20 protein-coding genes are annotated in these 25,226 nt (G+C 48.5%); 4 read left to right on the plus strand and 16 right to left on the minus strand.

The genetic code is table 11. The features are described from left to right. Positions 1 to 8: 8 nt before the first annotated feature. A complete protein-coding gene (locus ACNA6I_RS06620; RefSeq protein WP_048003955.1) occupies positions 9 to 1,019 on the minus strand; it encodes a class I SAM-dependent methyltransferase in 1,011 nt (336 codons plus the stop codon). 141 nt (positions 1,020 to 1,160) lie between these two features. Between ACNA6I_RS06620 and ACNA6I_RS06625 the strand changes: the two genes are divergently transcribed. Continuing rightward, entirely contained in the window at positions 1,161 to 1,607 is a 447-nt protein-coding gene (locus tag ACNA6I_RS06625) for a DUF4385 domain-containing protein (RefSeq protein WP_048013117.1), read from the plus strand. Between the two features lie 40 nt (positions 1,608 to 1,647). Here the strand turns inward: ACNA6I_RS06625 and mutL are convergent, their stop codons facing one another. The 3 genes from mutL to ACNA6I_RS06640 all read right to left on the minus strand — a co-directional run bounded on the left by mutL (position 1,648) and on the right by ACNA6I_RS06640 (position 7,006). Then, positions 1,648 to 3,480 (minus strand): DNA mismatch repair endonuclease MutL, encoded by a 1,833-nt coding sequence (mutL, locus tag ACNA6I_RS06630; RefSeq protein ID WP_416313223.1) that lies wholly within the window; start codon positions 3,478 to 3,480, stop codon positions 1,648 to 1,650. Between the two features lie 9 nt (positions 3,481 to 3,489). Further along, entirely contained in the window at positions 3,490 to 6,084 is a 2,595-nt protein-coding gene (mutS, locus tag ACNA6I_RS06635) for a DNA mismatch repair protein MutS (protein ID WP_048013116.1), read from the minus strand. Positions 6,085 to 6,211: 127 nt separating this feature from the next. Further along, complete coding sequence (locus tag ACNA6I_RS06640; protein WP_416313096.1) at positions 6,212 to 7,006, minus strand: hypothetical protein; 795 nt, start codon at positions 7,004 to 7,006, stop codon at positions 6,212 to 6,214. Between the two features lie 158 nt (positions 7,007 to 7,164). On the opposite strand from ACNA6I_RS06640, the gene ACNA6I_RS06645 reads away from it, so the two are divergent. Continuing rightward, positions 7,165 to 8,064 (plus strand): VanW family protein, encoded by a 900-nt coding sequence (locus ACNA6I_RS06645; RefSeq protein ID WP_048004513.1) that lies wholly within the window; start codon positions 7,165 to 7,167, stop codon positions 8,062 to 8,064. A gap of 44 nt (positions 8,065 to 8,108) precedes the next feature. Here ACNA6I_RS06645 and ACNA6I_RS06650 read toward each other — a convergent pair whose 3' ends face one another. The 6 genes from ACNA6I_RS06650 to miaB form a co-directional block, all read right to left on the minus strand. Next, positions 8,109 to 9,449: an aspartate aminotransferase family protein gene (locus tag ACNA6I_RS06650; protein ID WP_187427046.1), complete on the minus strand. Its 1,341-nt coding sequence runs from the start codon at positions 9,447 to 9,449 to the stop codon at positions 8,109 to 8,111. Positions 9,450 to 9,617: 168 nt separating this feature from the next. Next, complete coding sequence (locus ACNA6I_RS06655) at positions 9,618 to 11,060, minus strand: carbon starvation protein A (RefSeq protein WP_416313097.1); 1,443 nt, start codon at positions 11,058 to 11,060, stop codon at positions 9,618 to 9,620. A gap of 137 nt (positions 11,061 to 11,197) precedes the next feature. Further along, the gene (locus ACNA6I_RS06660; protein ID WP_416313098.1) at positions 11,198 to 13,360 is read right to left on the minus strand and encodes a DNA topoisomerase III; all 2,163 of its coding nucleotides are present in this window, start codon (positions 13,358 to 13,360) and stop codon (positions 11,198 to 11,200) included. Between the two features lie 145 nt (positions 13,361 to 13,505). Then, positions 13,506 to 14,042, minus strand: coding sequence for an outer spore coat protein CotE (locus ACNA6I_RS06665; protein WP_048003961.1), 537 nt, complete (start codon positions 14,040 to 14,042; stop codon positions 13,506 to 13,508). A gap of 432 nt (positions 14,043 to 14,474) precedes the next feature. Then, positions 14,475 to 14,906 carry a RicAFT regulatory complex protein RicA family protein gene (locus tag ACNA6I_RS06670; RefSeq protein ID WP_048003962.1) on the minus strand — a complete coding sequence of 144 codons (432 nt, stop codon included), beginning with the start codon at positions 14,904 to 14,906 and terminating at the stop codon, positions 14,475 to 14,477. Position 14,907: 1 nt separating this feature from the next. Then, positions 14,908 to 16,464: a tRNA (N6-isopentenyl adenosine(37)-C2)-methylthiotransferase MiaB gene (gene miaB / locus ACNA6I_RS06675; protein ID WP_048013113.1), complete on the minus strand. Its 1,557-nt coding sequence runs from the start codon at positions 16,462 to 16,464 to the stop codon at positions 14,908 to 14,910. 216 nt (positions 16,465 to 16,680) lie between these two features. On the opposite strand from miaB, the gene ACNA6I_RS06680 reads away from it, so the two are divergent. Next, positions 16,681 to 17,742 (plus strand): hypothetical protein, encoded by a 1,062-nt coding sequence (locus ACNA6I_RS06680; RefSeq protein WP_416313099.1) that lies wholly within the window; start codon positions 16,681 to 16,683, stop codon positions 17,740 to 17,742. A gap of 40 nt (positions 17,743 to 17,782) precedes the next feature. On the opposite strand, the gene ACNA6I_RS06685 is transcribed toward ACNA6I_RS06680, so the two are convergent. Beyond that, positions 17,783 to 18,946, minus strand: coding sequence for a hypothetical protein (locus ACNA6I_RS06685; protein WP_063191235.1), 1,164 nt, complete (start codon positions 18,944 to 18,946; stop codon positions 17,783 to 17,785). A 119-nt stretch (positions 18,947 to 19,065) separates the two neighbouring features. Between ACNA6I_RS06685 and ACNA6I_RS06690 the strand changes: the two genes are divergently transcribed. Next, complete coding sequence (locus tag ACNA6I_RS06690) at positions 19,066 to 19,947, plus strand: glycosyltransferase family 2 protein (protein WP_048003966.1); 882 nt, start codon at positions 19,066 to 19,068, stop codon at positions 19,945 to 19,947. A 35-nt stretch (positions 19,948 to 19,982) separates the two neighbouring features. On the opposite strand, the gene ACNA6I_RS06695 is transcribed toward ACNA6I_RS06690, so the two are convergent. The 5 genes from ACNA6I_RS06695 to ACNA6I_RS06715 all read right to left on the minus strand — a co-directional run bounded on the left by ACNA6I_RS06695 (position 19,983) and on the right by ACNA6I_RS06715 (position 25,046). Beyond that, positions 19,983 to 20,849, minus strand: coding sequence for an NAD-dependent epimerase/dehydratase family protein (locus ACNA6I_RS06695; RefSeq protein ID WP_053072396.1), 867 nt, complete (start codon positions 20,847 to 20,849; stop codon positions 19,983 to 19,985). Then, positions 20,846 to 21,661: a dTDP-4-dehydrorhamnose reductase family protein gene (locus ACNA6I_RS06700; RefSeq protein WP_063191234.1), complete on the minus strand. Its 816-nt coding sequence runs from the start codon at positions 21,659 to 21,661 to the stop codon at positions 20,846 to 20,848. Before ACNA6I_RS06700 ends, ACNA6I_RS06695 begins: the two co-directional genes overlap by 4 nt. After that, the gene (locus tag ACNA6I_RS06705; protein ID WP_048003969.1) at positions 21,658 to 22,650 is read right to left on the minus strand and encodes an SDR family NAD(P)-dependent oxidoreductase; all 993 of its coding nucleotides are present in this window, start codon (positions 22,648 to 22,650) and stop codon (positions 21,658 to 21,660) included. Before ACNA6I_RS06705 ends, ACNA6I_RS06700 begins: the two co-directional genes overlap by 4 nt. Next, on the minus strand, positions 22,640 to 23,734 hold the full coding sequence (gene wecB, locus ACNA6I_RS06710) for a non-hydrolyzing UDP-N-acetylglucosamine 2-epimerase (protein ID WP_048013110.1): 1,095 nt from the start codon (positions 23,732 to 23,734) through the stop codon (positions 22,640 to 22,642). The genes ACNA6I_RS06705 and wecB overlap by 11 nt, the downstream gene beginning before the upstream one ends. Positions 23,735 to 23,831: 97 nt before the next feature. Further along, a complete protein-coding gene (locus ACNA6I_RS06715; RefSeq protein ID WP_416313100.1) occupies positions 23,832 to 25,046 on the minus strand; it encodes a glycosyltransferase family 4 protein in 1,215 nt (404 codons plus the stop codon). Positions 25,047 to 25,226: the final 180 nt, after the last annotated feature.

The following is a 25,226-nucleotide window of genomic DNA, read 5'->3' on the forward strand; positions in this document are numbered from 1 at the left end:
ACACCTCCCTATCTCGCCTTTGCGATAATCCCGTTATGCACTTTGATGTATCCATGCTGGAGGATGTCGGCCCCGTTTTCATACAGATAGAGTCCCATCTGTTCTACCGTCATGAGCTCACGGTACGTATGGTTCATCACATCTGCCATAAGATCGTAATACACCTTTGACTTCCACTGGGCTCTCGGGGTCGTCAGGATCATATATCCTCCAGGCTTAAGGAATTTCCGGTGCCAATCGACGACTTCAGGCTTATGTTCATCGGGGAAATGCTCCAATAAACCGACACTCAGGACGATATCGAATTCCTTGCCATACGGAAGTTCCCTGATATCACTGACTACGTAGTCTGTAGGAAAATCGCTCTTATGGTAGACTTTCATCCCCCCGGTGTCTGGATTTTCCCCGAGAAATGGATAGGATTCTGGGAAATCCTCATACCGGGTGTCCTTACAGAAGGGATCATAATCTACCATTACGATGCTGCTTCCCGGGTACATGGCGGCCAACTGCATCGCCTCATACCCTTCGGCAGCACCCAGGAACAAGATTTTCGGTTTGAGCACATCCAACCCCTTGAACAGCTCCCGTTTCCCCCTGGGATCCCATATTCCATCCTGGATCCGATGGACATAATTCCATAAGTGCAGACGCAAATGGTCTTTCATCGCTTCAACGGATGAAGTCAGATGGAGCTTCAAGGTCTCCCCCACAATCTTCTTTCTGTTCTGACTCAGACTTTCCGGCACATCCTTCACGAACCAATCATGGAAGGAACGATTGAACATCTCCCAGGAAGCATGGACCGGCAGGGTCTTCCCTTCCCTCAACTCCCACTCTTTCTTCTCTTTGGAAAACCGGTTCACCTTGAACGGTCTACCCACCTGATCCCATGTGACTCCTGACCAATCCCCCACACCTTTCAGCTTAACAAACCGATCATGCTCCCTTTTCGTAAAGCTACGCTTGTCCACTCGATAAGAAGGTTCCAAATATGTATCTTCCATCGTTGCTTTCATCCTCTCACGCTTATATTAAAACGCTTTCATTCCTTCTATATACTATTACCCTTTCATTCTCAAAATTCCTTCAATGAAGAGAGAGAACAATCCGTTTCTTCCTTGCGGGTATGGGGTAAAAGGACCGTAGGAGGTGGAGTGATGGCTTTTGACTATTCCCTAGACTATAAACAGATTGATTTCAGGGAGTCCCCTGAGCTTTATCGCGTCGGCCGGGGGGAACAAGGAGTCCTGATGGTCGAACCATATAAAAGCGAAATCCTGCCTCATTGGAAGTTCAAGACACCTGCGATTGCAAAGGAATCATCAGACAAGATCCATGCGATGTTTCTGGATTATCAAAAGAAGGATGATTTTGTGGGGATGGATATGGCGCGGAAGTTCCTGCAGATGGGGTATACAAGGTCCAGGAGATATGCCAATTACCCCGGAGGCAAGAAATATGACAATGATGGAAATGTGAATGATAGGGAAATAGATGATGAAAAAGCTGAATCCGCTTCTATCTTCGAGAAAAAGTGGATCCAGGTAAGAGAAGATCCGGATTATCTTAAGAGGAAGAAGCAGCATCAGAAAAAGTACGGATGAAAAGAAAGCAGGGAGATGCGCCGCATCTCCCTGCTTTCTTTTACATGATCCGCTTAAACATTTTTTCCATCTCATAAACGGAATAGTGAATGATGATCGGTCGTCCGTGCGGACAAGTGAACGGATCCGACGTACTTCTCAGCTCATCAAGAAGTGAAAGGATCTCGTCATTGCGAAGGTGATGGTTCGCCTTGATGGACCCCTTACAGCTCATCATGATGGCCGCTTCTTCTCGCAGCTTCTTAATATCGATGCGGTTCATTTTCAGGACCTGCTCAATCATATCCTCGATCGTTTCCTGCTCTTCACCCTTAGGGAACCACTGCGGGTGAGATCTGACGATGAAGCTGTTATGACCGAAGTCCTCAAGGAAAACCCCGACCTCTTCGAGCATACCCCTGCATTCATTGATCTTGATGAATTCATCAGTGGAAAACTCCAGGGTCATGGGCACAAGCATTTCCTGCAGCTCCTTGGCGACTTGACCCACTTTTTCTTTAAAAAATTCATATTTGATCCGCTCCTGGGCGGCATGCTGATCGATTATATACAGGCCCTGGTCATTCTGTGCAAAGATATACGTTCCATGCATCTGTCCGACCGGATACAGGGGCGGGACCCTTGATTGATCCTTGCTTTCATCCGGCTCCACGGATGGTTCAACCGGAACGGTGCGAAAGGGTGTCTCCGTCTCATGAGGGACGTCCATGGAGGCTGGCTCTGAATACGCCTCCTCCTTGGTCTCAGTCTCCACCATCACCGGCTGCCGTTCCTTTACCATCTCAGGAATAGTCGGCTTCGGGCGAGAAACATGGTCGAGGGTCATGAAGGTTTGCTCAGACTTGGGTGCCATCGATTTCGGTGCGACAGACCCGGTCGGAATGAGTTCCTTCTTTTTGAATACGGTTTTGATCCCCTCACTGATCAGGGCGTTAAGCTCCTGCTCCTTGCTGATCCTTACCTCCATTTTGGAAGGATGGACGTTGACATCCACGAGGACCGGATCCATGTCAATATTCAACAGGACAATGGGATGCCGGCCAATTGGTAAAAGGGTGTGATATCCTTCTCCGATTGCTTTGGCCAATGTATAATTCTTAATGAAGCGCCCATTGATCATCGTTGAAATATAGTTGCGGGAAGCTCTGGTGATCTCCGGCATGGACACATAGCCTGTGACCTTGAAATCCAGGGATTGTACATGGATCGGCACCATATTCTTCGCAATCGCGAGTCCGTAGATCGATGCCAGGACCTGCCGCACATCTCCGTTCCCGTTCGTATGGAGGAGGGACTTTCCATTATGGAGGAGCTTGATGGAAATCTCAGGGTGAGACAGGGCAATACGGTTGACCACATCGGTGATATTGCCGAGTTCCGTATGAATCGTCTTCATATATTTCAACCTTGCAGGTGTATTGAAGAACAGTTGGGATACAGTGATATCCGTCCCCTTTCGAGAGGAGGTCTTTTCGAAGGTTTCTTCGATCCCCCCGGCAAGCTCGATTTTTGTACCCGGTCCCTCTCCTGTGCAGGTCTTCATCGTGAAGTGGGAGACGGAGGCGATACTCGGCAGTGCCTCACCCCTGAATCCGAGGGTGCGGATACGGAAGAGATCGTTCTCATCCTTGATCTTCGAGGTGGCATGGCGCTTGAATGCCGTCTTGACATCTTCTTCGTCGATCCCATCCCCGTTATCTATGATCCTGATGGAGTTCAGTCCCGCTTCTTCCACATGGATTTCAATGATCGTTCCACCGGCATCGATACTATTTTCCAGTAGTTCCTTTACCACGGATGCAGGACGCTCCACCACTTCCCCGGCTGCTATTTTATTTGATAGGGAGTCATCGAGCTGAAAGATCTTCACGATACTGCCTCCTTATTTCTTCAGTTTCTTATGGATTCCGTAAAGGGTGTTCATGGCATCAATCGGAGTCATATCAAGAATGTCCAATTTCTTAAGCTCATCCAGAATTTTTGTTTCCTTTGTGGATAGCTCTTTTGCAACGGTCTTCTGTTTCTTTCCTTCTTCGAAAAAGGAAAGCTGGCCAGGCTCATCCTCCTTTACAATGGTCGCTGCTGATTCTTCCATCCCTTTTTTGCTTTCTAGGGTCGAAAGGATCTCATTGGCTCTTGTGATGAGGATCTCTGGAAGCTCGGCAAGTTCCGCCACATGGATACCGTAGCTTCGATCTGCCGCCCCTTCTTTGATTTTGTGAAGGAACACCAGTTTCCCACTCTGCTCCATGGCACTCACATGAACATTTTTGACTTTAGGCAGTTCGGTTTCCAGTACTGTCAGTTCATGATAGTGAGTCGAGAACAACGTCTTGGCACCAATATGCCCATGGATGTACTCGATGATCGCCTGTGCCAGGGCCATTCCATCGTAAGTGGACGTCCCGCGTCCGATTTCGTCAAACAGGATCAGACTCGCCTCCGTCGCATTGACGATGGCGTTCCTCGCTTCAAGCATTTCCACCATGAACGTGCTCTGTCCAGATATCAGATCGTCTGCCGCTCCGATCCGCGTGAATACTTGATCGAATATCGGAAGGTCAGCTTCAGCGGCCGGGACATAGCAGCCAATCTGGGCCAGGATGCTTGTGAGGGCGAGCTGCCTCATATACGTACTTTTCCCGGACATGTTCGGTCCAGTGATCAGGAGGATTTCACGCTCGCTGTCCATGTAGGAATCATTGGGCACATATCCATCTGCTCCCATGACCTTTTCAACGACAGGGTGACGGCCATCCTTGACGGCGATCCGTCTTTGTTCATTGAAGACCGGCTTGCTGTAGTGCCTTTTTTCACTGACCGTGGCAAAACATTGAAGAACATCGAGTTCACTTACAACCTTAGCCAGGCGCTGAAGGCGCGGGATGAATTCTTTCACTTGCTCCCTGATCCCGATGAACAATTCGTATTCAAGATCGACGCTGCGTTCATCTGCCTGCAGGATGAGCGCTTCTTTTTCTTTCAGCTCCGGGGTAATGAAACGCTCAGCGTTCGTGAGCGTCTGCTTCCTCTCATACCTTCCTTCTTCAAGGTGATGAAGGTTGGCTCTTGTTACTTCAATATAATAGCCGAAGACACGGTTGAAGCCGACCTTCAAGGAACGGATCCCTGTGCGTTCGCGCTCGTCCCGTTCAAGAGCGGCAATCCACGACTTTCCGTTTCGACTGGCATCACGGTATTGATCAAGCTCTTCATGATAGCCATCCCGGATCAAGCTGCCTTCCTTGATGGAAAGAGGGGGATTTTCCACGAGGGCAAGTTCCAGGAGATCCGTCAGATCTTCACAAGGATCCAATTCTTTACTGTAGCGGTCGATGGAATGATGATCCAGTGAGGCGATGAGGGATTTCAAAATCGGAATCTGCTGGAGGGATTTCTTCAACTGGATCAAATCCCTTGCGTTCACGTTTCCAAACGCCACTCGTCCTGCAAGTCTTTCAAGGTCATAGACTTCTTTCAGCCTCTCCCTCAGGTCCTGTCTTTCAAAGAACCGTTCAAGGAATACTTCGACGACCATCTGCCTCTTTTCAATCTCCCGGCGTGAAATGAGCGGCCGGTCGATCCATTGTTTGAGAAGACGCGCTCCCATAGCGGTCATCGTTTCATCCAGGAGCCAGAGAAGAGATCCTTTCTTTCCTTTGGAACGGATGGTTTCCGTCAGCTCAAGGTTTCTTTTGGAATAGTAATCCATTTTCATGAAATGGTTCAAATGATAGGTTTCCACCTTTTGCAGATGGTCCAGGCTCCGCTTTTGAGTCCTGAATAGATAATGCATGAGAAGGGCTGCCGTCTGTTTCAATTTTTCCTGCTGAAGTTCTTCCAGTAAGTGCTCGAATGAAACAGCTGATCCATGCCCGACCTCAAAAGAAAGGGTCACTTCAAGGCGTTCTTTGAGCTTGAGCTGGTGCTCCTCCTCCAGATCCGGCGCTACGACTACCTCCTTTGCCCCGATCGTGGACAGCTCATTCAATAGCTGCGCCATGCCGTCGGCTACAAGGGTGACGTTGGTTTCGCCCGTTGACAGATCGCTGTAGGCGAGGCCGTATGTGCCATCATCAAAGGATACCACGCTGGCGATATAGTTGTTCTCTTTATCGCTCAACCCTTTACCTTCCATCACTGTACCAGGGGTGATGAGCTGTACGACTTCACGTCTTACGACCCCTTTTGCATGCTTTGGATCTTCAGTCTGTTCACAAATGGCGACCTTGTATCCTTTGTTGATCAGTTGCTCTATGTAATTGGGAGCAGAATGGTATGGAACTCCGCACATCGGAATCCTCTCCTGTCCTCCCCCATCTCGGCTTGTCAGGGTGATTTCCAATTCCTGAGAAGCTGAGATGGCATCATCGAAGAACATTTCATAAAAGTCCCCTAAACGAAAAAATAAAAAGGCATCCTGATATTCTGCCTTCACCTGTAAGTATTGTTTAATCATTGGCGTGTATTGAGTCATGGGTTCATTCAAACCTTTCCGTATTCTGCTAGACGTCTCATTATATCATATCTAACCATGAGGTTTCATGCCGGAAACAATGGAAACAGGCGGATGGAATGAACCCATCCGCCTAAACCAATCATGATCAAAATGAACCGCTCAGTTCCTTGCCATCAATCTTCCAACCCGAGATCCCTTCTGCTTGGTGAAGGTTTAATTTCATAACAGAATGATGGACTCTCCGTTTCCCGTCCGTCCACTTCACCTTGGCAGTGACGCTGGACAGGAACGGGTTTGTTTCCTTCACTTCGAAGGAAGATATCTTCATCGTTTCCACCTTCTTCAGAAGGGCCTCCGACTCCACCCCACTTCCTTCCATGAGCATTTTTCCGAGCAACTCTTCATCTCGTTGTTTCACTGCCATCTCAACTACCCTCATTGCTCCCTCTGGTTTCAAGGACGCAATGAACTCCGGAAGTTCTCCGGCAGCTTTATGGATCATCAGGGTATGGGCGAAATCCGGACGCGGCGTCTTATGGGTCGTACTTCCAAGGAAATGGACGCAGAAATGTCCCGGGAATCCATTCTGAAGAGCTCCTCCCCCGTGAGGCATTCCGTTCATGGAAGCAGGAATGAGGAGGCTTCCCGACTTCACCAGGATCGCCCTCCTGTTCCAGCTCCAATGTCCTCCGTAGATTTCTTTCATCACCTTCGTGTCCTCTTCAGTCACCGGTTGGACATCCGCATGTTTATTCCCCGCCCGTCGCTGGACTTGAAACGTCTTGCCTGTCTCCACATCGATGAGCTCGAAATATGAATACTTGGGAAGAAGCAGGTTCGTATCCTTCCACGAAAGCGTGTCCGTCAAATAGTCGACTCTTAAAGGCGCCGCACTTAATATGGATGCGGTCATGAGTACTTTCATCATCATCAGTGCCATCAAATGCCCCCTTTCTTATTGATTTCTTCCGGACGCTTGCCCGTACTCTTCCTCATACTTTTTCGTTAATTGAGCCGTTCCATAACCATTAATTTTTGGTAATCATCCTTCCCCCGTATGACCGTATACGGGGGGACCATACTAAAAGGGAAAGGGTGATAATGATGGCTTGGACCACTTTTTTAATTGCTGCCATGATCGGACTATCGAATCAGCAGCCCCTTGAACTTGATACAGGGGATGAAATCATTACGGTCAAGGAGGAATCTCTGGCTCTTCCCTACCTTGATCTACCGATACTTAATGAAGACCATTTTAACCATCTTGTTTCCCTTCTGCAGGAAAAGACGTATAAAGCGCCCATCAATGCCAAAATTGATGAGCATAATCGTATCATCCCCGGACAAACAGGACTCATGCTTGACCGCAACGGCTTAAGAGAAGCCATGATGAATTATCTTTACAAAGGAGTGCGCTCCACTGATGCTCCGACCCTGAAAACCTACCCTAAGGTTGATACAGAAATCCTTGCCCATATACGCACGAATCGCATCGGATCCTATGTAACGTATTTCAATAAAAAAAATGAAGAACGAACGAATAATATCATCTTGGCTTCCGGGCAAATCAACAACACAGTCGTCTTTCCCGGCGAGACGTTCTCATTCAACAAGACGGTGGGTAAACGTACAAAAGGAAAGGGTTATATGAAGGCTCCCGTTATCGTCAAGGGAGAATTATCGGAAGATATCGGGGGAGGGATCTGCCAGGTTTCATCTACTCTCTTCAATGCCGTTGATCGTGCAGGGGTGACGATCGTGGAGCGCTATCATCATTCCAAAAGGGTCCCGTACGTCCCGAAAGGAAGAGACGCGACCGTCAGCTGGTATGGACCCGATTTTGCATTCCGCAACCCTTATCATCAGCCCATCCTGATCCGGTCCAAAGTCGTAGGGGGACAAATGATCGTGACCATTTTTTCATCCGATCAAGTGGAAGCCGAGAAGAGGAGCGTTCCAGGTGCATCGCCTGCCAAACCATCTGAAAAACGGCACTGATCGTAACCATAAAAGCCCTCGCAACTGCGAGGGCTTGATCAATCTTATAGACGATTGATCCCTTCAACAACGGTATCAAGCATCAGCTCAAGATCGTCCTCCTCAATCACAAGGGGAGGTGAGAGGGCAAGGACGTTATTGAATCCCGCTACCGTGGCTCCATTTTTACCGATCAGGATACGTTTTTGCTTACAATAGTCCACTACACTGCTTACAGATTTCCCGTCTAGTGGCTCTTTGGTCGACTTATCCTTCACCAGCTCGATTCCAAGGAGGAGTCCTTTTCCTCTCACATCACCGACCCGAGGATGGGCAGACAGTTTTTGGCGGAGAAAATGTAAGGCCTTTTCACCCAGTCTTGCAGAGCGGTCAATAAGCTGCTCTTTTTGAATGATATCGATATTTTTCATAGCCACTGCGCATGAGGCAGGACTCCCCCCGAATGTATTGATATGCCGGAAGTAATCGTATTCCTCACGACCCTTGAACGCCTCGTACACATCTCTCCTGACAGCCGTCGCAGAAAGAGGGAGATACGCTGAGGTAATCCCCTTTGCCATCGTGATGATATCCGGTTTAATCCCGTAATGCATGAATCCGAATGCTTTTCCCGTGCGTCCGAATCCTGTTATGACTTCGTCCACGATCAGCAGTGCCCCATGGGCTTCACATACCTCCTTCGCTGCCTTCATATATCCATCCTGAGGCATGACGATCCCACCGCCTGTGATGATCGGTTCCATGATGACAGCTGCAATCGTTTCACTGAGTTCCCATGTCAGTGTTTCATTGAGCGCCTGGACGGCAGGGAGGTCTTTCCCGGTTGATCCCGGTTCATCCCTGTAAGCATCGGGTGGCCTAACATGGATGAATCCCGGTGCCAGTGGTTCGTACTTATATTTCCTCTGGGCCTGTCCGGTTGCAGATAAAGCCCCGAGGGTATTCCCGTGGTATCCCCGGTATCTTGCCACGATCTTATACCGATTGGCCTCCCCCTTTTGCTGATGATATTGACGGGCAATCTTGAATGCCGTCTCGTTTGCCTCTGAACCGCTGTTGGAAAAAAAGAACACATAGTCATCCCCGATAAGCTCGGTCAGCTTCTCCGCCAGTTCGATTGCTGGCCGATGACTTTGAGTGAGGGGATAGTAAGGCATCTCCTTCAATTGTTCGTAAGCGGCAGTCGCCAGCTCTTCTCTTCCGTATCCTATGTTCACACACCATAACCCAGCCATTCCATCGAGGTAACGCGCGCCCTCATGATCGGTCACCCACGCACCGGCTGCTTTGGTCACGACCATCGTCGCATCTGGATTATAAGGCTTCATGGAATGCCATACCCTCCGCTCATCTTGTAACAGATCCTTGTGTTGATCCACCACCATCGCTCCTTTCTGATTGGTCTTCCCCTACTCATCTTTATTCGGGGCTGTCCACCTTTAGAAGCAGTGGTTTCTGAACCGGTTCTCCTGTTTAAGGGCTTCGGGGATAAACCTAAACACGTTAAGAAGCCGGACGGTTTGACTAACCGTCCGGCTCTTTGATCCAACCCCTTATGAATGAAGGGTTCCAGGCTTGAGGGAGCGGACGGGCCGGCTCATCTTCCATTGACGAAGGAACCAGATCAGGACCGCCGCCCAAATCACCGATCCAAGGATCATGGACAGCTTATAATCAAGTCCGAATCCTTCAGGTGCATAAAAGATATACACACTCACGACCGCTGTCATGAATAAGGCGGGAATCGTACAAATCCAATGGAAGGCAGCCTTCCTGAGTAAATAAATGGAACCTGTCCACAGCATGACAGTTGCCACCACTTGGTTGGACCATCCCACATACCTCCATAAAAAGCTGTAGTCGATCTGAGTCAGGAGGAATGTCGGGAGTGCAACCGGGATGACCAACAGGACAGGAAGCCACTTATTGTCCGTGTCCCGCTTTCGGATATCGCGGATCAATTCAGCCAGCATCATCCTCGAAGAGCGCAGGGCTGTGTCCCCTGTCGTAATAGGGAGGATGATGACCCCCAAGATGGCAAATATGCCACCCACGGTACCAAGGGTTGTGACACTGATCCCATTGACCACACCAGCAGGCCCCCCTGTGGCAAGAGCCTCTTGAAGACCCGGCGTTCCGTTGAAGAAAGCCATCCCGGCTGCCGCCCAAATCAAAGCGATGACACCCTCTGCCACCATGGCACCGTAAAATACCTTCCTCCCCTCGCTCTCTTTCTTTAATGTTCTTGAAAGGATCGGACTCTGTGTGGAATGAAACCCCGAAATCGCGCCGCATGAAACGGTTACCATCAACAGCGGCCAGATGGGTAGATCTCCCGGATGTAAATTTTTCAGGGTAAGGTTCGGGATCGGATGTTCAAAAAAGAATAAACCAATGCCGATGGATACGGCCATGAAAATCAAGATAGCCCCGAAGAATGGATAAATCCTTCCGATGATTTTGTTGACAGGAAGAACTGTAGCGACAACAAAATAAATGAATATGAGAATGAGACATGTCATGAATGATAAAGGAGTCAGCTCTGTTAGAAGCTGGGCAGGTCCGGCTGTGAAGGCTGCGGCTACGAGAATCATGAGGACGATGGATAGGAGATTCATCGCCACCTTCACGGGTTTCCCGAGATAATTACCCACGATGGCAGGGAACTGTGCCCCTCCATGCCGCAAAGACAACATCCCTGAAAAGTAATCATGTACAGCTCCTGCAAACAAACAGCCGATGACGATCCAGATGAATGCAACCGGACCGTACAGAGCACCCATAATGGCACCGAAGATCGGTCCAAGTCCCGCTATGTTCAGAAGCTGGATGAGGCTTGCCTTCCACCAGCTCATCGGTACGTAATCCAAATCGTCCCGTTTTGAATAAGCCGGGGTGATCGTTCGGTCGTCGATGACGAAAATCTTTTCGACCACCTTTGAATAAACGAAGTAGCCTGCAATCAGAATGAATAATGCCGCGATGAACGTGAGCATGTGCCGATCCCCCTTTATGTATGAATATAACCGCAATCTTAATATGATTTGACAGACAAATCAACCAAATATTCAAAATAATGAAACTTGTTTCTTTTTACCCATAGAAAAAGACGGTCCAAAGACCGTCTTGACAGTTATTGATCAAGTTTCAATTTGGCAAGGGCATCGGCGAGAGCTGTATTCACCGGTTCATCTTTCTGCTGGGTTTTCAAGTATTGATTGACATCCCTTTTGGTTGCTTTTCCGCCCTTTTCCTTCTTCCTCCGCTGATTGAAGGTAGAAAGCTTTTCTTTGTGACCGCACACACATACGAACAGTTGTCCATCGCCTTCTCCCTTAAGTTCAAGGCGCTTGTGGCAGTTCGGGCAGCGTGCATTCGTCTTTTTACTGACGTTTTTGCGATGTCCACACTCACGATCCTGACAAACGAGCATTTTCCCATTACGATTCTTAATTTCAAGCATGAGATTCCCGCAATCCGGGCATCTCGTTCCTGTGAGATTGTCATGGGAGAATTTTTTAGTGGATTGCTTGATTTCATGGACCGACTTTTTCGTATATTCCTTGATTTCCTTCATGAATTCTTGTTTGCTCAGTTTGCCACTGGCAATCTGCTCCAGCTTCATTTCCCATTCTGCAGTGAGTGTCGGAGAAATGAGCTCGGAAGGTGCCAGGTCAAGCAGCTGTTTCCCTTTGGACGTGATGGTGATTTCTTTCCCCGTCTCTTCGATGAGCGCCGTGTGGAATAGTTTTTCAATGATGTCGGCACGGGTCGCCACGGTACCGAGTCCCCCGGTTTCCGAAATGGCCTCCAACAGGTCTTGATCGCTGCCTTTCATATACTTCCGCGGATTCTCCATGGCGGTCAGAAGGGTTCCTTCATTGAATCTTCCCGGCGGCGTGGTTTTCCCTTCCGTCTGCTTTACCGACAATAGCGGCAGACTCTCCCCTTCGGCTAGCGTTGCCTTCAGGCCTTCGACGCTTTCCTTCTCATAAACGGCCTTCCACCCTTGATCCAGCACCCTGTTTCCTTTGAGCTGGAATCGGTTCTGACCGATATTTCCCGTGACGGTGGTCTGCTCATAAGAATACGGTGCATAGAATGCCGCGACGAATCGCTTCACGATCAGATCGTAAATTTTCCGTTCCCTGTCTTGGAGTTTCTGGAGAAAAGGTGTTTCCTCCGTTGGAATGATGGCATGGTGATCACTGACCTTGGTGTCGTCAACATACGCTTTTGAAAGGGTAAGCTTTCCTTTCAGTGCATGATGGACGATGCTTCTGTACTCCTGGACATTGACGGCCATCAGACGATCTTTCAGTGTGTCGACCATATCACTCGACAGATGCTTGCTGTCGGTCCTCGGGTAGGTGACCAATTTATGCTGTTCGTACAATTTCTGCATGATTGACAGCGTTTCTTTTGCCGAAAAGCCGTATATCTTGTGGGCATCACGCTGTAGTTCAGTCAAATCATAAAAAGAAGGGGCAGGATTTTTTTTCGTTGCTTTTTTGACAGTATCGATTGTAAGCGGATTTTTTTGCGCCTTCAAGGCAGCTTCTACCTGATCCACCTCTTCTTTTGAAAACGACCTTGACTCCTGACCTTTTAGCCATGTAAAGGTCCCTTTTGCGGTGACCGCTTGAATGCCATAGTATGGGACCGGCTTGAAGTTCCTGATTTCCTCTTCCCGCTGAGCGATGATACTAAGCGTCGGGGTTTGTACCCGGCCGCAGGAAAGCTGGGCATTATGTTTGGTCGTCAAGGCCCTCGTGGCATTCATGCCGACATACCAATCCGCTTCGGACCTTGCCTCTGCAGCTCTGTAGAGGTTTTCATAGGCTTTTCCATCCTTTAACCGGCTGAAGCCCTGCTGAATGGCTTTATCGGTGACGGATGAGATCCACAGACGCTTCAACGGTTTTTGCGGCTTCGCCTTTTCCAGGATCCACCTGGCGACGAGTTCACCTTCACGCCCGGCATCCGTGGCAATGACGATTTCTTTCACATCTGGCCGATTCATCTGGGTTTTTACGGTATTGAATTGTTTGCCTGTTTTTTTGATCACCACCAGCTTAAGATCTTTCGGTAGCATCGGCAGGTCTTCTATCTTCCACGTTTTGTACTTGTCATCATAGGTTTCGGGGTCTGCAAGGGTAACCAGATGCCCAAGGGCCCAGGTTACGATATACTCTTTCCCTTCCATGAATCCGTTTCCTTTTTGTGTGCAGTTCAGCACCCGTGCGATATCTCTTCCGACAGAAGGCTTTTCTGCCAGAACCACTGTTTTTTTCATCGTTAAAAATCCTTTCGTGATCGGTCTTCCCACCCATTTTAGCATACTTACATGCAATCGGGCAGTGGCGTTCCACAAAGAAGAAACCATCCGGTTGGATGGTTTCAATAAAAAAACTAGGAAGAGGCCGTCTTCCTAGCAATCTTTACTCTTCGATGCCTTCAAGGAATTCCGGATCCAATTCTTCAAACTCTTCGTCATCCAGGTCGCAGTCCCAATCATGATCATCACAGCCGTCAGGATTCACCAGGACGCATACTTTCGTTTCACCGATCACTTCCACCAGGAATTCACGTTCTACATGAACGATGATTTTATTCCCATTCGGTGAGATGACCGCTTCGCAGCAGTTCGGCTGTTGGAGTACGCGTGCGCACACTTCAAGATCATCCGAGCAATCAGGATCGCGGTATTTCAATTTGATGACGTCTGTATATTCGACTCGCTCAGTAACCACGGACGTTTTCGTGTTATCACTGTGGGAGTACCATACGTTGATATCATAACAACCCTGAATCTCTACTTTTTTCCCTACTTTGTGTGCCTTGTACTCGTGATTGATGATCCAGCAGCCTAAAATGCTCGATGGGTGATGCGGCGGGCAAATCGTATGATGGGACTGAGTGAATTTGCGTCCCTTCGCTACGACCGCTTTTGTAATGATCTCTCTATATTCTGCCATTCGAGCGTACCTCCTCATTCATTTTCAATTCATCTTATGCGATGACTTAGGTGTTTGTGCGAGTAAATTGGATTGCATGAAAGGATTGTTGCGAGATACTGTATTGTATGCGAATACCCAAGGGATGTTACGAAAAGGAGAGCGGATGCGAGGCGAAAAGATGGACGAAGAAAAAAGCGGTTGGTACAACAAATAAAGAGACGATTTGATGACGAACACAATCAGTATAGGTACTTTATACCGTGCATGATTTCGCTTTTCGCGCGTAGCCCGTGAGCCTCCTCGACATGGGTCCCGCATACCTACGCTTCTTGAAAGAAATGAAAGCGTAATGGTCATGAACCAAATAAAAAACCCGAACGATCTTAGGCAAGATCGTTCGGGTTTTACTATGATTGGACACAATTGTCCCAGCATCTTTGAATGGGAAACTTACGAGCAGCTGCCAGGCATGGAATTGCGGACCTGGGATCCGGTTTCTCCCCTGAGGACGTCACCGCCTGTCGTTTCGATGATGTGATCGGTGACATTGTTGGAGATGACAGATGCGACGATCTGAAGCAGATCATTCACATCCTCCTGGGATTCTTTAAATTGCTGGACGATGGGAATAGCGTCAATTTCTTTTTCCAGGTTTTCGATTTTTGCTTCAACCATCTTCAGTGCTTCGCTTTTACCGTAGTGTTGGAAGTTGACCGCCTGCTTCTGAAGACTCTTGATGCTTGCAATCATTTCTCTTACTTTTTGATTTTCATGGATCTGTGCCTCTGCACGTTTGAAAAAATCCACTTCTTCAGTATCCGCGATCATCTGAGCAAGATCGCCTGCATGTTTGATAATATCATCTTTTGTATATTTCGCCATATCATTTCACCTCTGCCGGTATTTGAAATTCAGATCCGATTAAGCCTTCTTCGATCATTTCCCCGTCGAGCGACCAGCTTTTAGTATCGGTGATCTTCACCTTCACGATTTTGCCGATGGCCGTCTTGGGCGCTTTGAAATTCACTAATTTGTTCCTTCTTGTGTATCCGGCGAGGACCTCCGGATTCTTCTTGCTTTCTCCTTCCACCAGGACTTCCACGATTTCGCCTTTATACGGAAGGAGGGCCTTGCCAGACAATTCATTCACCACTTCGTTCAGCCTGCGTAATCGGTCTTTCTTCACATCGTCAGGAACATTATCCTTCATTTTGGCTGCCGGGGTCCCTTCCCGTGGGGAGTAGATGTACGTGTAGGCCGATTCGAAGCCCACTTCCCTGTACAAAGAGAGGGTCTCTTCGAATTGTTCTTCTGTTTCATTCGGATAACCGACGATGATGTCGGTCGTCAGGGCTACATCCGGCATGGACGCCTTGATTTTCGCCACGAGGTCAAGGAAGGCCTCACGGGAATACTTTCTGGCCATGATCTTCAGGACAGGGGTGGAACCGGACTGAACCGGAAGATGGATGTGTTCGACGAGGTTCCCTTTCTTCGCAAGGACTTCGATGAGATGATCATCAAAGTCGCGGGGATGACTGGTCGTGAAGCGGATCCTCGGGATATCGATCTTCCTCAATTCATCCATGAGGTCCCCGAGTCCGTAGTCAAGGTCTTCAATGTCCTTGCCATACGCATTGACATTCTGACCAAGAAGGGTGACTTCCTGGTACCCTTGAGCGGCCAACATCCGGACCTCCTGGATGATCTCTTCCGGTCTTCTGCTCCGTTCCTTCCCACGCGTGTAAGGAACGATGCAGTACGTACAAAACTTATCGCAGCCATACATGATGTTCACCCAGGCCTTGATATTCCCTCTGCGGACCTTCGGAAGGTTCTCGATCACATCCCCTTCCTTGGACCAGACTTCCACGACCATGGCCTTGGACATATAGGCCTCGGCAAGGATCTCTGGGAGCCTGTGTATATTGTGGGTGCCAAAGATCATATCCACCTGCTGATAGGTCTTCAGGATCTTATTGACGACCGATTCTTCCTGGGACATGCATCCGCATACGCCGATGAGCAGTTCAGGATTCTCCCGTTTCAGGGCCTTGAGATGACCGAGTTCACCGAACACTTTGTTCTCGGCGTTCTCCCGGATGGCACATGTGTTCAGAAGGATCACATCCGCATCATCCGTCGTGTTCGTGGCTTCATAGCCCAGGGCCATGAAGATCCCCGCCATGACCTCGGTATCGTGTTCGTTCATCTGACAACCATATGTACGTATGTAGAATTTCCTTCCTGTTCCAAGGCCTTTGAATTTATCATCAATGGTGAAGTCATTATGATACTGGACTTCCTCTTTCCCGCGTTTTTTGGCTTCTTTCAACGAAGGCGGAATATAGACGCTCTGAAAATATTGACTGTAATCCTTCTCGCCTTTTGGTGAGGTGGGATTCGCCTGCTGTCCATGTTTTCGCTGTTCCTCATTCATGAGTAGTCCCCTTTCAAGCTTTGTAACCTGAGAACGACCTCCCCGGACTGTAACCGCTTCAATAAGAAGGTATTCTGCTTGTTTAAGTATATCGGTTTTTGGAAGATCATACAATAGCTCCCTGCATCTATCGACCATGCAAACCCGGTCACCATGCAAATTAGGCATTCTCACCGGTTGCGCCTCGAGGATGGGTGCATACAGTAAAAATAAACAATGATGAAGGAGGAGAAAGCTATCAGACAGGGAGATCAAGAACCCTCGTATTATATTGAAAACGGGGAAACCATCTTTTTGAAATCGCAGCTGCATCTGTTGAAACTAGAGATTGCACGTCTGAGTCGAGGGGCACTATTTGCAGAAGCGGCATTTTATAAAAAGCGCTTATCGGAAGTTCAATCACAGTGGGAAACATCTCAGGAAGAAATTGAAGCACAGCAGGCAATAGAGGAGGATTTGATCAGGGATCGGAATCATTACTTCCATAAATCAGAGGAAAACGCCATGGAATCGCGCAATCTTAGGGAGCAACTGTTGACCACTGAATCGTCCTTACAGGAATGGAAGGAAAAATCTTTTACCCTGCTGGCTGAGGTCAATGCAATGAAGGAGAAGAATGCCCATTTGATCCTGGCTCTTTCAGAACGGGAACAGGAAGCTTCGGCGCTTTCGGATGAGAATGATACACTGAAAGAATGGTATGATCGCATCAAGACCGACGCGTTGAAAAAGGATGAAAAATTGCTCAATCAACAAGCTCATATCGATGACTTGCGGAACGCATTGGCTCATTCGGAGGATTCCAAAAATGCGCTATTCACAAGCTTGCTTATGAAAACAGAGCAGTTCGAGGAATTGGTGTCGGAACGGACCATCGCCCTTTCTACCCTTCAGCAGGCAAAAGAACGGCTGAAAGAGGCCGAAATTGAAAAAATGACGATCATCAAGGAAATGATGCTGGGGATCCAGCAGGAAATGAAGGATTACGAATGGCTCATGGAATCAAGATTCGGTGACATAGATCAAAAGCGAAAAGAGCAGGAGGACCGAATGGATGAAATGGAAGCTCTCCAGTTGCTCGGCATCCAGCGTCAGCATGTATTCATGCAGGAGCTGATCGAAGAAACGGATCGTCGATTCTTTGAAGAAATCCAGACCATCCGTTCGACGAATCACTCCCTTTCGTCCCAAGTCCAGGATCTGAAGGGAATGATCGAGCATCATCGCAGGCGCCAGATCAGACCCAAATATCTCGGGGCCACCAAATCCGAATCATAACAAGCAGCCGCCCCGATTGATTTCAACCAGGGCGGCTTTATCAAAATGTAATGAGGATTTTGTTTTGCGACTGAATCTGAAGATTCTCTCCTTCTACATAAACAAACCCTGCGATCGTGGCTGCTTTTTGCTCGTTCAGTGCTTCGATCGAGAACTGGACACCTTCAACCTTGATGGTTTCCCCAGGAGCCAATTGAAGGGGCTGAATCGATTCAATCCAGTATTCCCCTGTTTCGTACGCCTTTTCCAACCAGTCCTTTCCTGCATACTGCCATCCTTGCGCTCCGGTCTGACCCTGAAGGGAGAAAAGTTCACTCATTTCGGGAGGAAGGATCTGACCGCCGATTTCGACCCGGTCGTGAGGATCGACCCGAAAACAGAGCTTTGGATGATCAAGGACGACTGTCCCAGTATTCTTAATGAAGAAATCCGCTTTTACCGTATACTTATCCAGCTTCCGATTCGGCATCACGTTATAATCAAAGTATGAATGGGCACTCACGATTTTCTCGGCGCGCTGCCGCTGTTTTCTTCTTTTCGCTTCCTCATAGTCCCTGTCCTCGATCTCCTGTACCCTTTCTTCTTTGACCGGTGTCTTCACCCTCTCCATCGGGATCGGCTCCCTTCCAGTGGACAGAAGGGTCAGATATGGAATCAAATCCGCCTTCAGGATGGATTTCAGAATGCAGTTGGCCACAATGGTGGGCGCTTCACCTGTAAGGAAGTCATCCCATTCCATCCCCTTGAAAACAAAACGATATCGATGGTCAAAGGGTCGACCCTGCAGCACGTTGATGCTTCCGAATTTAATTTCCCCTTGATAGATTTTGATGAGACTTTTCACATCGACTGCCTCGACGGCATTGGAAAACCCAAACGATAAGGATCTTTCTTTATCTTCCGTCTGAACAAATTGTACGTCGATGAATTTGTCCGGTGCCTCCCCTTCCCTGGTTTCCTTAGAACGAACCTTTATCCCATGGACCTCCATAAGGGATTTGAACATGCGAAAAAAAGCTTCTTCTTTGATCCCCGTTACAGCGACCTCCACTTTTTTTCCAAACAATGGTGAGAATACTTCCATTTCTCCTGATGTATCCCTTCTATACTCGAACTTATACTCTGCGCAGAACCATTGAACAAATGGAAGGAGGTGATCGGCAAGTTCGCCCATCTCTCTCCCGTCCACTTTCCATTTCACCATGTGCATCACCCAATACTCATCTTATGAACTCCTTTTGCGACTTATGTTAATTGCATGATTCACGGTCGGACCGGAGCGACATACACTGATTCAGAGGCAAGTAGCAAAGGAGCGTCGATATGAGCAGGCATATACCCAAAGTTTCCGTTGTATTCCCTGTGAAGAACGAAGGCAAGAATGTAAAGATGACGTTGGATTCCCTTTTCAGCGTCAAGACGAATGTCGAGGTCGAGGCAATCCTTGTGGACGATGCCTCCACTGATGATAGCTTCGCCTTCCTTTCCACCTATGAACATAAACAAAAAGTGACCTATGTGCGGGCAGAAGGGGTGGGGCCATCTGTTGCCAGGAATCTGGGGGCGGATGCTGCCAACTACCCCTATATCGCTTTTTGCGATGCCCATATGACCTTTGAGAATTTCTGGTTGGACCGCCTTGTCTATCCGGTGGCAAGCGGGGTAACCGATGCCGTTTGTCCAGCCATCGGTTCGCTGGAGGACCCTTCCATCGTGGGCTACGGCCAATCTCTGACTCCTTCCCTGAAAATCAAATGGAATCCCAGGGGCCGTGCGCTTTTTGAAACAGCCATCCTCCCCGGTGCGTGCATTGTTATGAAGAAAGAGACGTTTGACGATATTGGCGGATTTGAACCCGGATTTTATTCGTGGGGGCACGAAGATGTAGAAATTTCGATCAAACTGTGGCTTTTCGGTTACCGTTGCCACTGCGATCCCACGGTCACGATCCTTCATTTGTTCAGGACGGCCCATCCATACAACGTAAACTACGAGGGAATCTACTACAACCTTATGAGAATGGCCTATCTCCATTTTGACGATGCGCGGATCGAAAGGGCCAAATCTCTCATTGTTCATGGTTCTCCCATCAAGATTGATCGAAGGGTGCTCCAGGATGGGGTTCTCAAAAAACGAACAGAGTATATGAAGAAGAGGAAGACCAGTATTGAAACACTGTTCAAGAAATTCTCCATCTACTTCTGATCCCTATGGAACAGCAAAAAGGTAATCGTCTCCGATTACCTTTTTGTTTTATTCATATAGTCATGGATATCTGCAAGCGTCTGCTTGAACGGAATAACCGGTTCCCACCCCAACGCCCGGATTCCCCTCGTGGAATACACTTCCTGGAAAGTGTGCTGAAAGGCGTCTGTGGTGAAGGAGATTCCGCTACCGGCTATATCCCTTGTTTCCCTTGCCACTTCCAGGAGGGTCCGGTTCCGACCGGAGGCTACAGTATAATCCCCTTCGCGCTCACCATCTGTAATAATCCTTGCATAGGCGCGAACCGCATCCCTGACATCCAGGAAATCCCTCTGATCGAGTATATTGGAAAAGTGAAATGCTTCCTTCCCTTCAACACAGCTTCTGGCTAACAGGGAACAGATGCCCGTGGATTCACCAGGACCGCATAAATTAGAAGAGCGGGCAATGCGCACATCCAAGCCGAATAGCTGTGACCAAGAGGAAGCAAGGGCTGTCTGCATGACCTTCGATACGCCATAGGGATGGGCCGGCATGGAGCCCGCGTTCCATTCAAGTACCGATCCCGTGACCAGCATCACGGAATCTGGTGCGCTGATCCTCAAGGCTTCCAAAAGATTCAGGGTACCCACTACATTTATGCGGAACGTAAGAGCAGGTTTCTCCCAGGATATACCACCATGATTTTGCGCAGCCAGATGCAGGGTGATGTCGGGTTTCACCTCTTCCACCACCCTCTGAACCTGCTGTTCATCCATGAGGTCACAATGAACTAGCGTCACGTCTTTCATCATCGTAGGTGTCCTTACAAGGCCGTATACAGCGTCACCCATGCTAGCGAACAAGGCACAAGCATGACGCCCGGTGAATCCCGATGCCCCTGTCACTAGGACGCGTTTCATTTTTGCCGCATCCATTCGACCATTTCTGAGAGCATGCTTTTGTAGTCCTGAACGTGAAAATGAACGTCGTTTCGCGTATGAACAAGCGTTTTATCATGAACCGGTGTCAAAGAAGGGGTAATGGTCACATCATCTTTTTGAAGAGTTTCCTTGAAAAGCTGAAGCAGCTCATACTTGCTGATTCTGCCCGGCGTGCATAGATGATAGAGTCCTGTTGCACCGGCTGGGATCAGGTGATCGATTGCCTTGGCAAGTTCCAGAGTGGTCACACCGTTCCAGAACACATTCGCGTATCCTTTTATTTCCCCTTTTTGCTTCATGAACCAGTGAAAGAGGCCGATTCCATTCTCTTTTAATTCAGGTCCGATGATCGAGGTCCTGACCGTCAGATGGGGGGACCGGGTCACCTCACCGATCGACTTCGTCTTCGAATAGGCGGTGGTGCCGTCCTTTTCATCATCCTCGACATAGCTGCCCTTTTCTCCTGAAAAGACGCAGTCCGTACTGATATGGACAAGTTTCCCTCCATATTCATCAAGGACTTCCGTCAAATAATGGGGCAGGAGCCCGTTCACGATGATGGCATCCTTCAGCCTTGCCTCTGCATCTTCATTCAGGAGACCGACGGCGTTGATGAGCACATCCGGCTTGTGGCTCAGGATGACATTCCGTACACCTGCAAGGCTGGTTACATCAAGTTGGATCCCTTCTTCATTCCGTGTGGTGTACAGGACATCGTGTCCCTGCTTTTTCATATAGGAAGTGATGACATGGCCTGCCATGCCCCTGCCTCCCAATACGAGGATTTTCATTCCAAGAAGCCCCCGTCCTTCAGCATGGACTTGATCTGATCGTAATTGATGATGTTATCGCTGGAAGAATACGTATCGAGATCCACCTGTGGAAAATCTTTGTAGAATTCCGTCAACCCTTCGATATGGATCGTAGGTAAAATCACGAAGTATTCGTTGTCATATACAATGGTATTGTGACTTTCAAATTCCGTCAGAAGTAATTCATGCAGTTTTTCTCCCGGTCGGATCCCGAGTTCTTCCACTGTCACTTCCTGATCAGGTGAATATCGATCGATGAGTACTTGAGCCAGATCCATGATCTTGCACGTCGGCATCTTCATGACGAAAATTTCTCCTCCGTGGCTTTCATAGGTGGCCTTGAACAACAGCTTGATGGCGTCTTTGATCGTGAGGAAGAAACGGGTCATGTTTTTATCCGTTATCCCGATTTTCGACTTTTCCTTGATTCCATGCTTGAAGACGTGGATGACGCTTCCGTTTGTCCCCAGTACATTTCCTCCCCGTACGCACACAAATTTCGTTTTATCGGTCAGGACATTGGCATTGATGATCAGTTTCTCCCCCATGGCTTTCGTAAAACCGTAGAAATTGGAGGGATTCGCCGCTTTGTCAGTGGAGATATTGATGACTTTTTCCACTTCATTCTCAATGGCGGCATCGATGATATTCTGGGTACCCATCACATTCGTCTTCAGTGCCTCAAGAGGCTGATGCTCGCAGACCGGTACATGTTTAAGTGCAGCAAGATGGAAGATATAATCGACTTTCTGAGCCGCCTCCATCACCGCCTCCTTATCCCGCACGTCCCCGATCAGGAACGTCAGTCGTGGATCGTTCTCGAATTTCTGCTTTGTCAGTACCTGACTCGTTTCATTCCGGGAGAAAATCCTGATTTCCTTCGGATTTTTCTCGAGAAGCTGGGATACGAGCTCGTTCCCCCATGATCCCGTTCCTCCCGTCACTAGGATTGTTTTATTAGTAAACAATTTCTGTACCTCCTAAAAGTATATTGATCACTTTATCCGACACATGTTCATCCAAGTATTCTGCAGGACAATGCCAATTTGCAGCCTTGGAACACATGACTTTGACACCATTCACGATGTTTGCTTCCTCCAGGCCGGAAATGAAGTTGCTGCCACAATCGACGGTTTCCGGTCTCTCGGTCGTCTTCCTGACTGTGACGGCCGGCACATGGAAGATACAGCATTCTTCCTGGACAGTCCCGCTGTCGGTCAAAACGCAGTACGCCTTTTTTTCGAGCTGAATAAAATCAAAGAATCCGAAAGGCTCATGGAATTCAATTCTCGGATCGATGGATAGGTGGGGCATGGCCAATAACTTGGAACGTGTTCTCGGATGCGCGCTGAAGATGATTCTTTTTTTGTAGGTGGCAGCTATGCGGTTCATGGCTTGGATGATGGAGGTAAGATGGTCGGGGTTGTCTACGTTTTCTGCCCTGTGGATCGTGGCCAAGAAGTAGTCCCTTTCTTTCAATGAAAGGCCTGTAAGGATGGTGCTGTCATCAATGTTCGATTCATAGTGCTTCAATACTTCATAGATGGGGTTGCCTGTTGTGATGATTTTGCTTGGTGTCATTCCTTCATTGAGAAGATTGGTTTTGCTGTAAGGGGTATAGACAAGATTGAATGATGAGACAGAATCGATGATCTTTCGATTCTTCTCTTCCGGTACATTCAGATCGAAGCAGCGGTTCCCTGCTTCCATATGGACGACAGGAATCATCATCCGCTCTGCCAGGATGGCACTCAGCCCGCTGTTCGTGTCGCCAAGCACAAGCACTTTATCCGGCTTCTCACGGATCAGAATGTCTTCGAGTCCTTCATAGAGGGCGGATAGCTGCTTACCGAGGGACTGCTGCTTATCCGACAGGACGTAGTCAGGTGCACGCAGACCAAGCTCCTGATAAAACACCCCGTTCAGTGAGTGGGTGAAGTTCTGCCCTGTGTGCACGATGACATGCCTATCGGCAAGCTGATCAAGCTTTTTCATGATGAGGCTCAGCCTTATGATCTCCGGCCTTGTCCCCAGTACTGTAACGATTTTCACCTGTGAGCTCTCCTTTCTGTTTCGTCTTAATACATTATGATAGAAAGCGGGAGCTGTCCTAGACTCTTCTCACTGTTTCAATAAAAGGGCGGATAGATCAGGTCTTGATGTTCGTGTTCATCGCTGACTGATAGAATGCTGAAGCATTCTCAATGAGAGATGCAAGACCCCATTTTTCCCTGCTCACTTTCCATGCCTGCTGTCCCATCCGGTCCCGCTCTGCAGGGTGACGGACGATATGATCCAATGCCCTGGAGAGCTGATGGCTGTTCGCTTTTTCCACGATCAGGCCCGTTGCTTGGTGCTCCACCATTTCAGGAAGTCCGCCAGCATTGGACGCAATCACCGGTACTCCCATCAATTGAGCTTCAATAACCGCAAACGGCTGATTTTCCTGGAGGCTCGGAATCACCAGAACATCCGCCGTCTGCAGGATCTGTACAACATCGTTCCGATTTCCAAGGAAGTTCACCTTTGAATCGATTCCAAGCTGTCTAGCCTGGTCCATCAGTTTATCCTTCATCTCACCCTCCCCGAGGATCTGGCATTCCCAATCCAACGACGGTGAGAGCATTTCTAGTGACTCAAGAAGGTGATGAAGGCCTTTCAGGTAGACCAATCTGCTGATGGCCACAATCGTGCATTTACCGGATGTACGCTGTCTGGGGTAAGCAGGGAATCGTTCAATCGGGACCCCATAGTTGAAGGTCATGATCTTATGAGGATGTACGCTGTATTGGTTCATCAGGATCCCACGCATCCATCTGCTTGAGGTATGGAGAGATGTACTGCTGTCATAGCCGATTTTCTCCAACCGGGCGTAATACTGAAGGACGAAACTGTTCCAGATGTCATCATCGGATCTGCCGGGATTAGTGGCTTTGATTTGATGGAAGATCGCCCCGGACAAAAAACCATGGATGGACGTGACCATGGGGGTATGTGCAGGTTTCATCCTGCTGATCGATACCGCAGAAAGGACATCCTGACAGTGGATGAGGTCATATTGTGACAAATCAAGCTCTGTCAGTCCCCTTTCAAATTGATACCTGTTCACTTCAGCATGATAAACCCATGGGTGCTGGATCAATTTCGGAATGGACTTCCTCAGCTTTCGCTCAATCATGGGACGGAAGGGCACAAGTTCGACTGTATTCCCTTTTAAGAGATTCAATACTTGTGTATTGGTGTGGTTCGAGCAGATGATATCGACGGAGTGTCCTTGTGCGACAAGACCATCATGAAGGTGGGACACAAATGACCAAATACCTCCTCCCGGTAATGGGAAGATGGTAGCGATCAAGATTTTCATCGTTCACCACTCCCCTGCATACCGGTCGAGCAGTTCTCTCAACCTGGGATCGGGGATGGCATATCTCGGAGGGGTGTTCGTTTGGGGTTTCGGTAGCGGTTTTTTAGCTGAAATGGGAACACTCCTGCCGGGATATCGGTACGTATTTTTTCTGGGCAACAACTCTTCCACTCTCCTTTA

It is taken from the genome of Rossellomorea sp. FS2 (genome assembly GCF_047915635.1).
In the GTDB taxonomy this organism is placed as follows: domain Bacteria; phylum Bacillota; class Bacilli; order Bacillales; family Bacillaceae_B; genus Rossellomorea; species Rossellomorea marisflavi_A.

Bases quoted from the DNA above. Each gene is read 5' to 3' on its own strand.
- ACNA6I_RS06685 (WP_063191235.1), bottom strand. From the start codon at position 18,946: ATGGTGAAATGGAAAGTGGACGGGAGAGAGATGGGCGAACTTGCCGAT.
- ACNA6I_RS06700 (WP_063191234.1), bottom strand. From the start codon at position 21,661: ATGAAAATCCTCGTATTGGGAGGCAGGGGCATGGCAGGCCATGTCATC.
- ACNA6I_RS06660 (WP_416313098.1), bottom strand. From the start codon at position 13,360: ATGAAAAAAACAGTGGTTCTGGCAGAAAAGCCTTCTGTCGGAAGAGAT.
- ACNA6I_RS06680 (WP_416313099.1), top strand. From the start codon at position 16,681: ATGATGAAGGAGGAGAAAGCTATCAGACAGGGAGATCAAGAACCCTCG.
- ACNA6I_RS06690 (WP_048003966.1), top strand. From the start codon at position 19,066: ATGAGCAGGCATATACCCAAAGTTTCCGTTGTATTCCCTGTGAAGAAC.
- ACNA6I_RS06715 (WP_416313100.1), bottom strand. From the start codon at position 25,046: ATGAAAATCTTGATCGCTACCATCTTCCCATTACCGGGAGGAGGTATT.
- mutS (WP_048013116.1), bottom strand. From the start codon at position 6,084: ATGACTCAATACACGCCAATGATTAAACAATACTTACAGGTGAAGGCA.
- ACNA6I_RS06655 (WP_416313097.1), bottom strand. From the start codon at position 11,060: ATGCTCACGTTCATCGCGGCATTATTCATTCTGATTGCAGGCTACTTC.
- miaB (WP_048013113.1), bottom strand. From the start codon at position 16,464: ATGAATGAGGAACAGCGAAAACATGGACAGCAGGCGAATCCCACCTCA.
- ACNA6I_RS06665 (WP_048003961.1), bottom strand. From the start codon at position 14,042: ATGGCAGAATATAGAGAGATCATTACAAAAGCGGTCGTAGCGAAGGGA.
- ACNA6I_RS06625 (WP_048013117.1), top strand. From the start codon at position 1,161: ATGGCTTTTGACTATTCCCTAGACTATAAACAGATTGATTTCAGGGAG.
- ACNA6I_RS06695 (WP_053072396.1), bottom strand. From the start codon at position 20,849: ATGAAACGCGTCCTAGTGACAGGGGCATCGGGATTCACCGGGCGTCAT.
- ACNA6I_RS06640 (WP_416313096.1), bottom strand. From the start codon at position 7,006: ATGGCACTGATGATGATGAAAGTACTCATGACCGCATCCATATTAAGT.
- ACNA6I_RS06620 (WP_048003955.1), bottom strand. From the start codon at position 1,019: ATGAAAGCAACGATGGAAGATACATATTTGGAACCTTCTTATCGAGTG.
- ACNA6I_RS06650 (WP_187427046.1), bottom strand. From the start codon at position 9,449: ATGGTGGTGGATCAACACAAGGATCTGTTACAAGATGAGCGGAGGGTA.
- ACNA6I_RS06670 (WP_048003962.1), bottom strand. From the start codon at position 14,906: ATGGCGAAATATACAAAAGATGATATTATCAAACATGCAGGCGATCTT.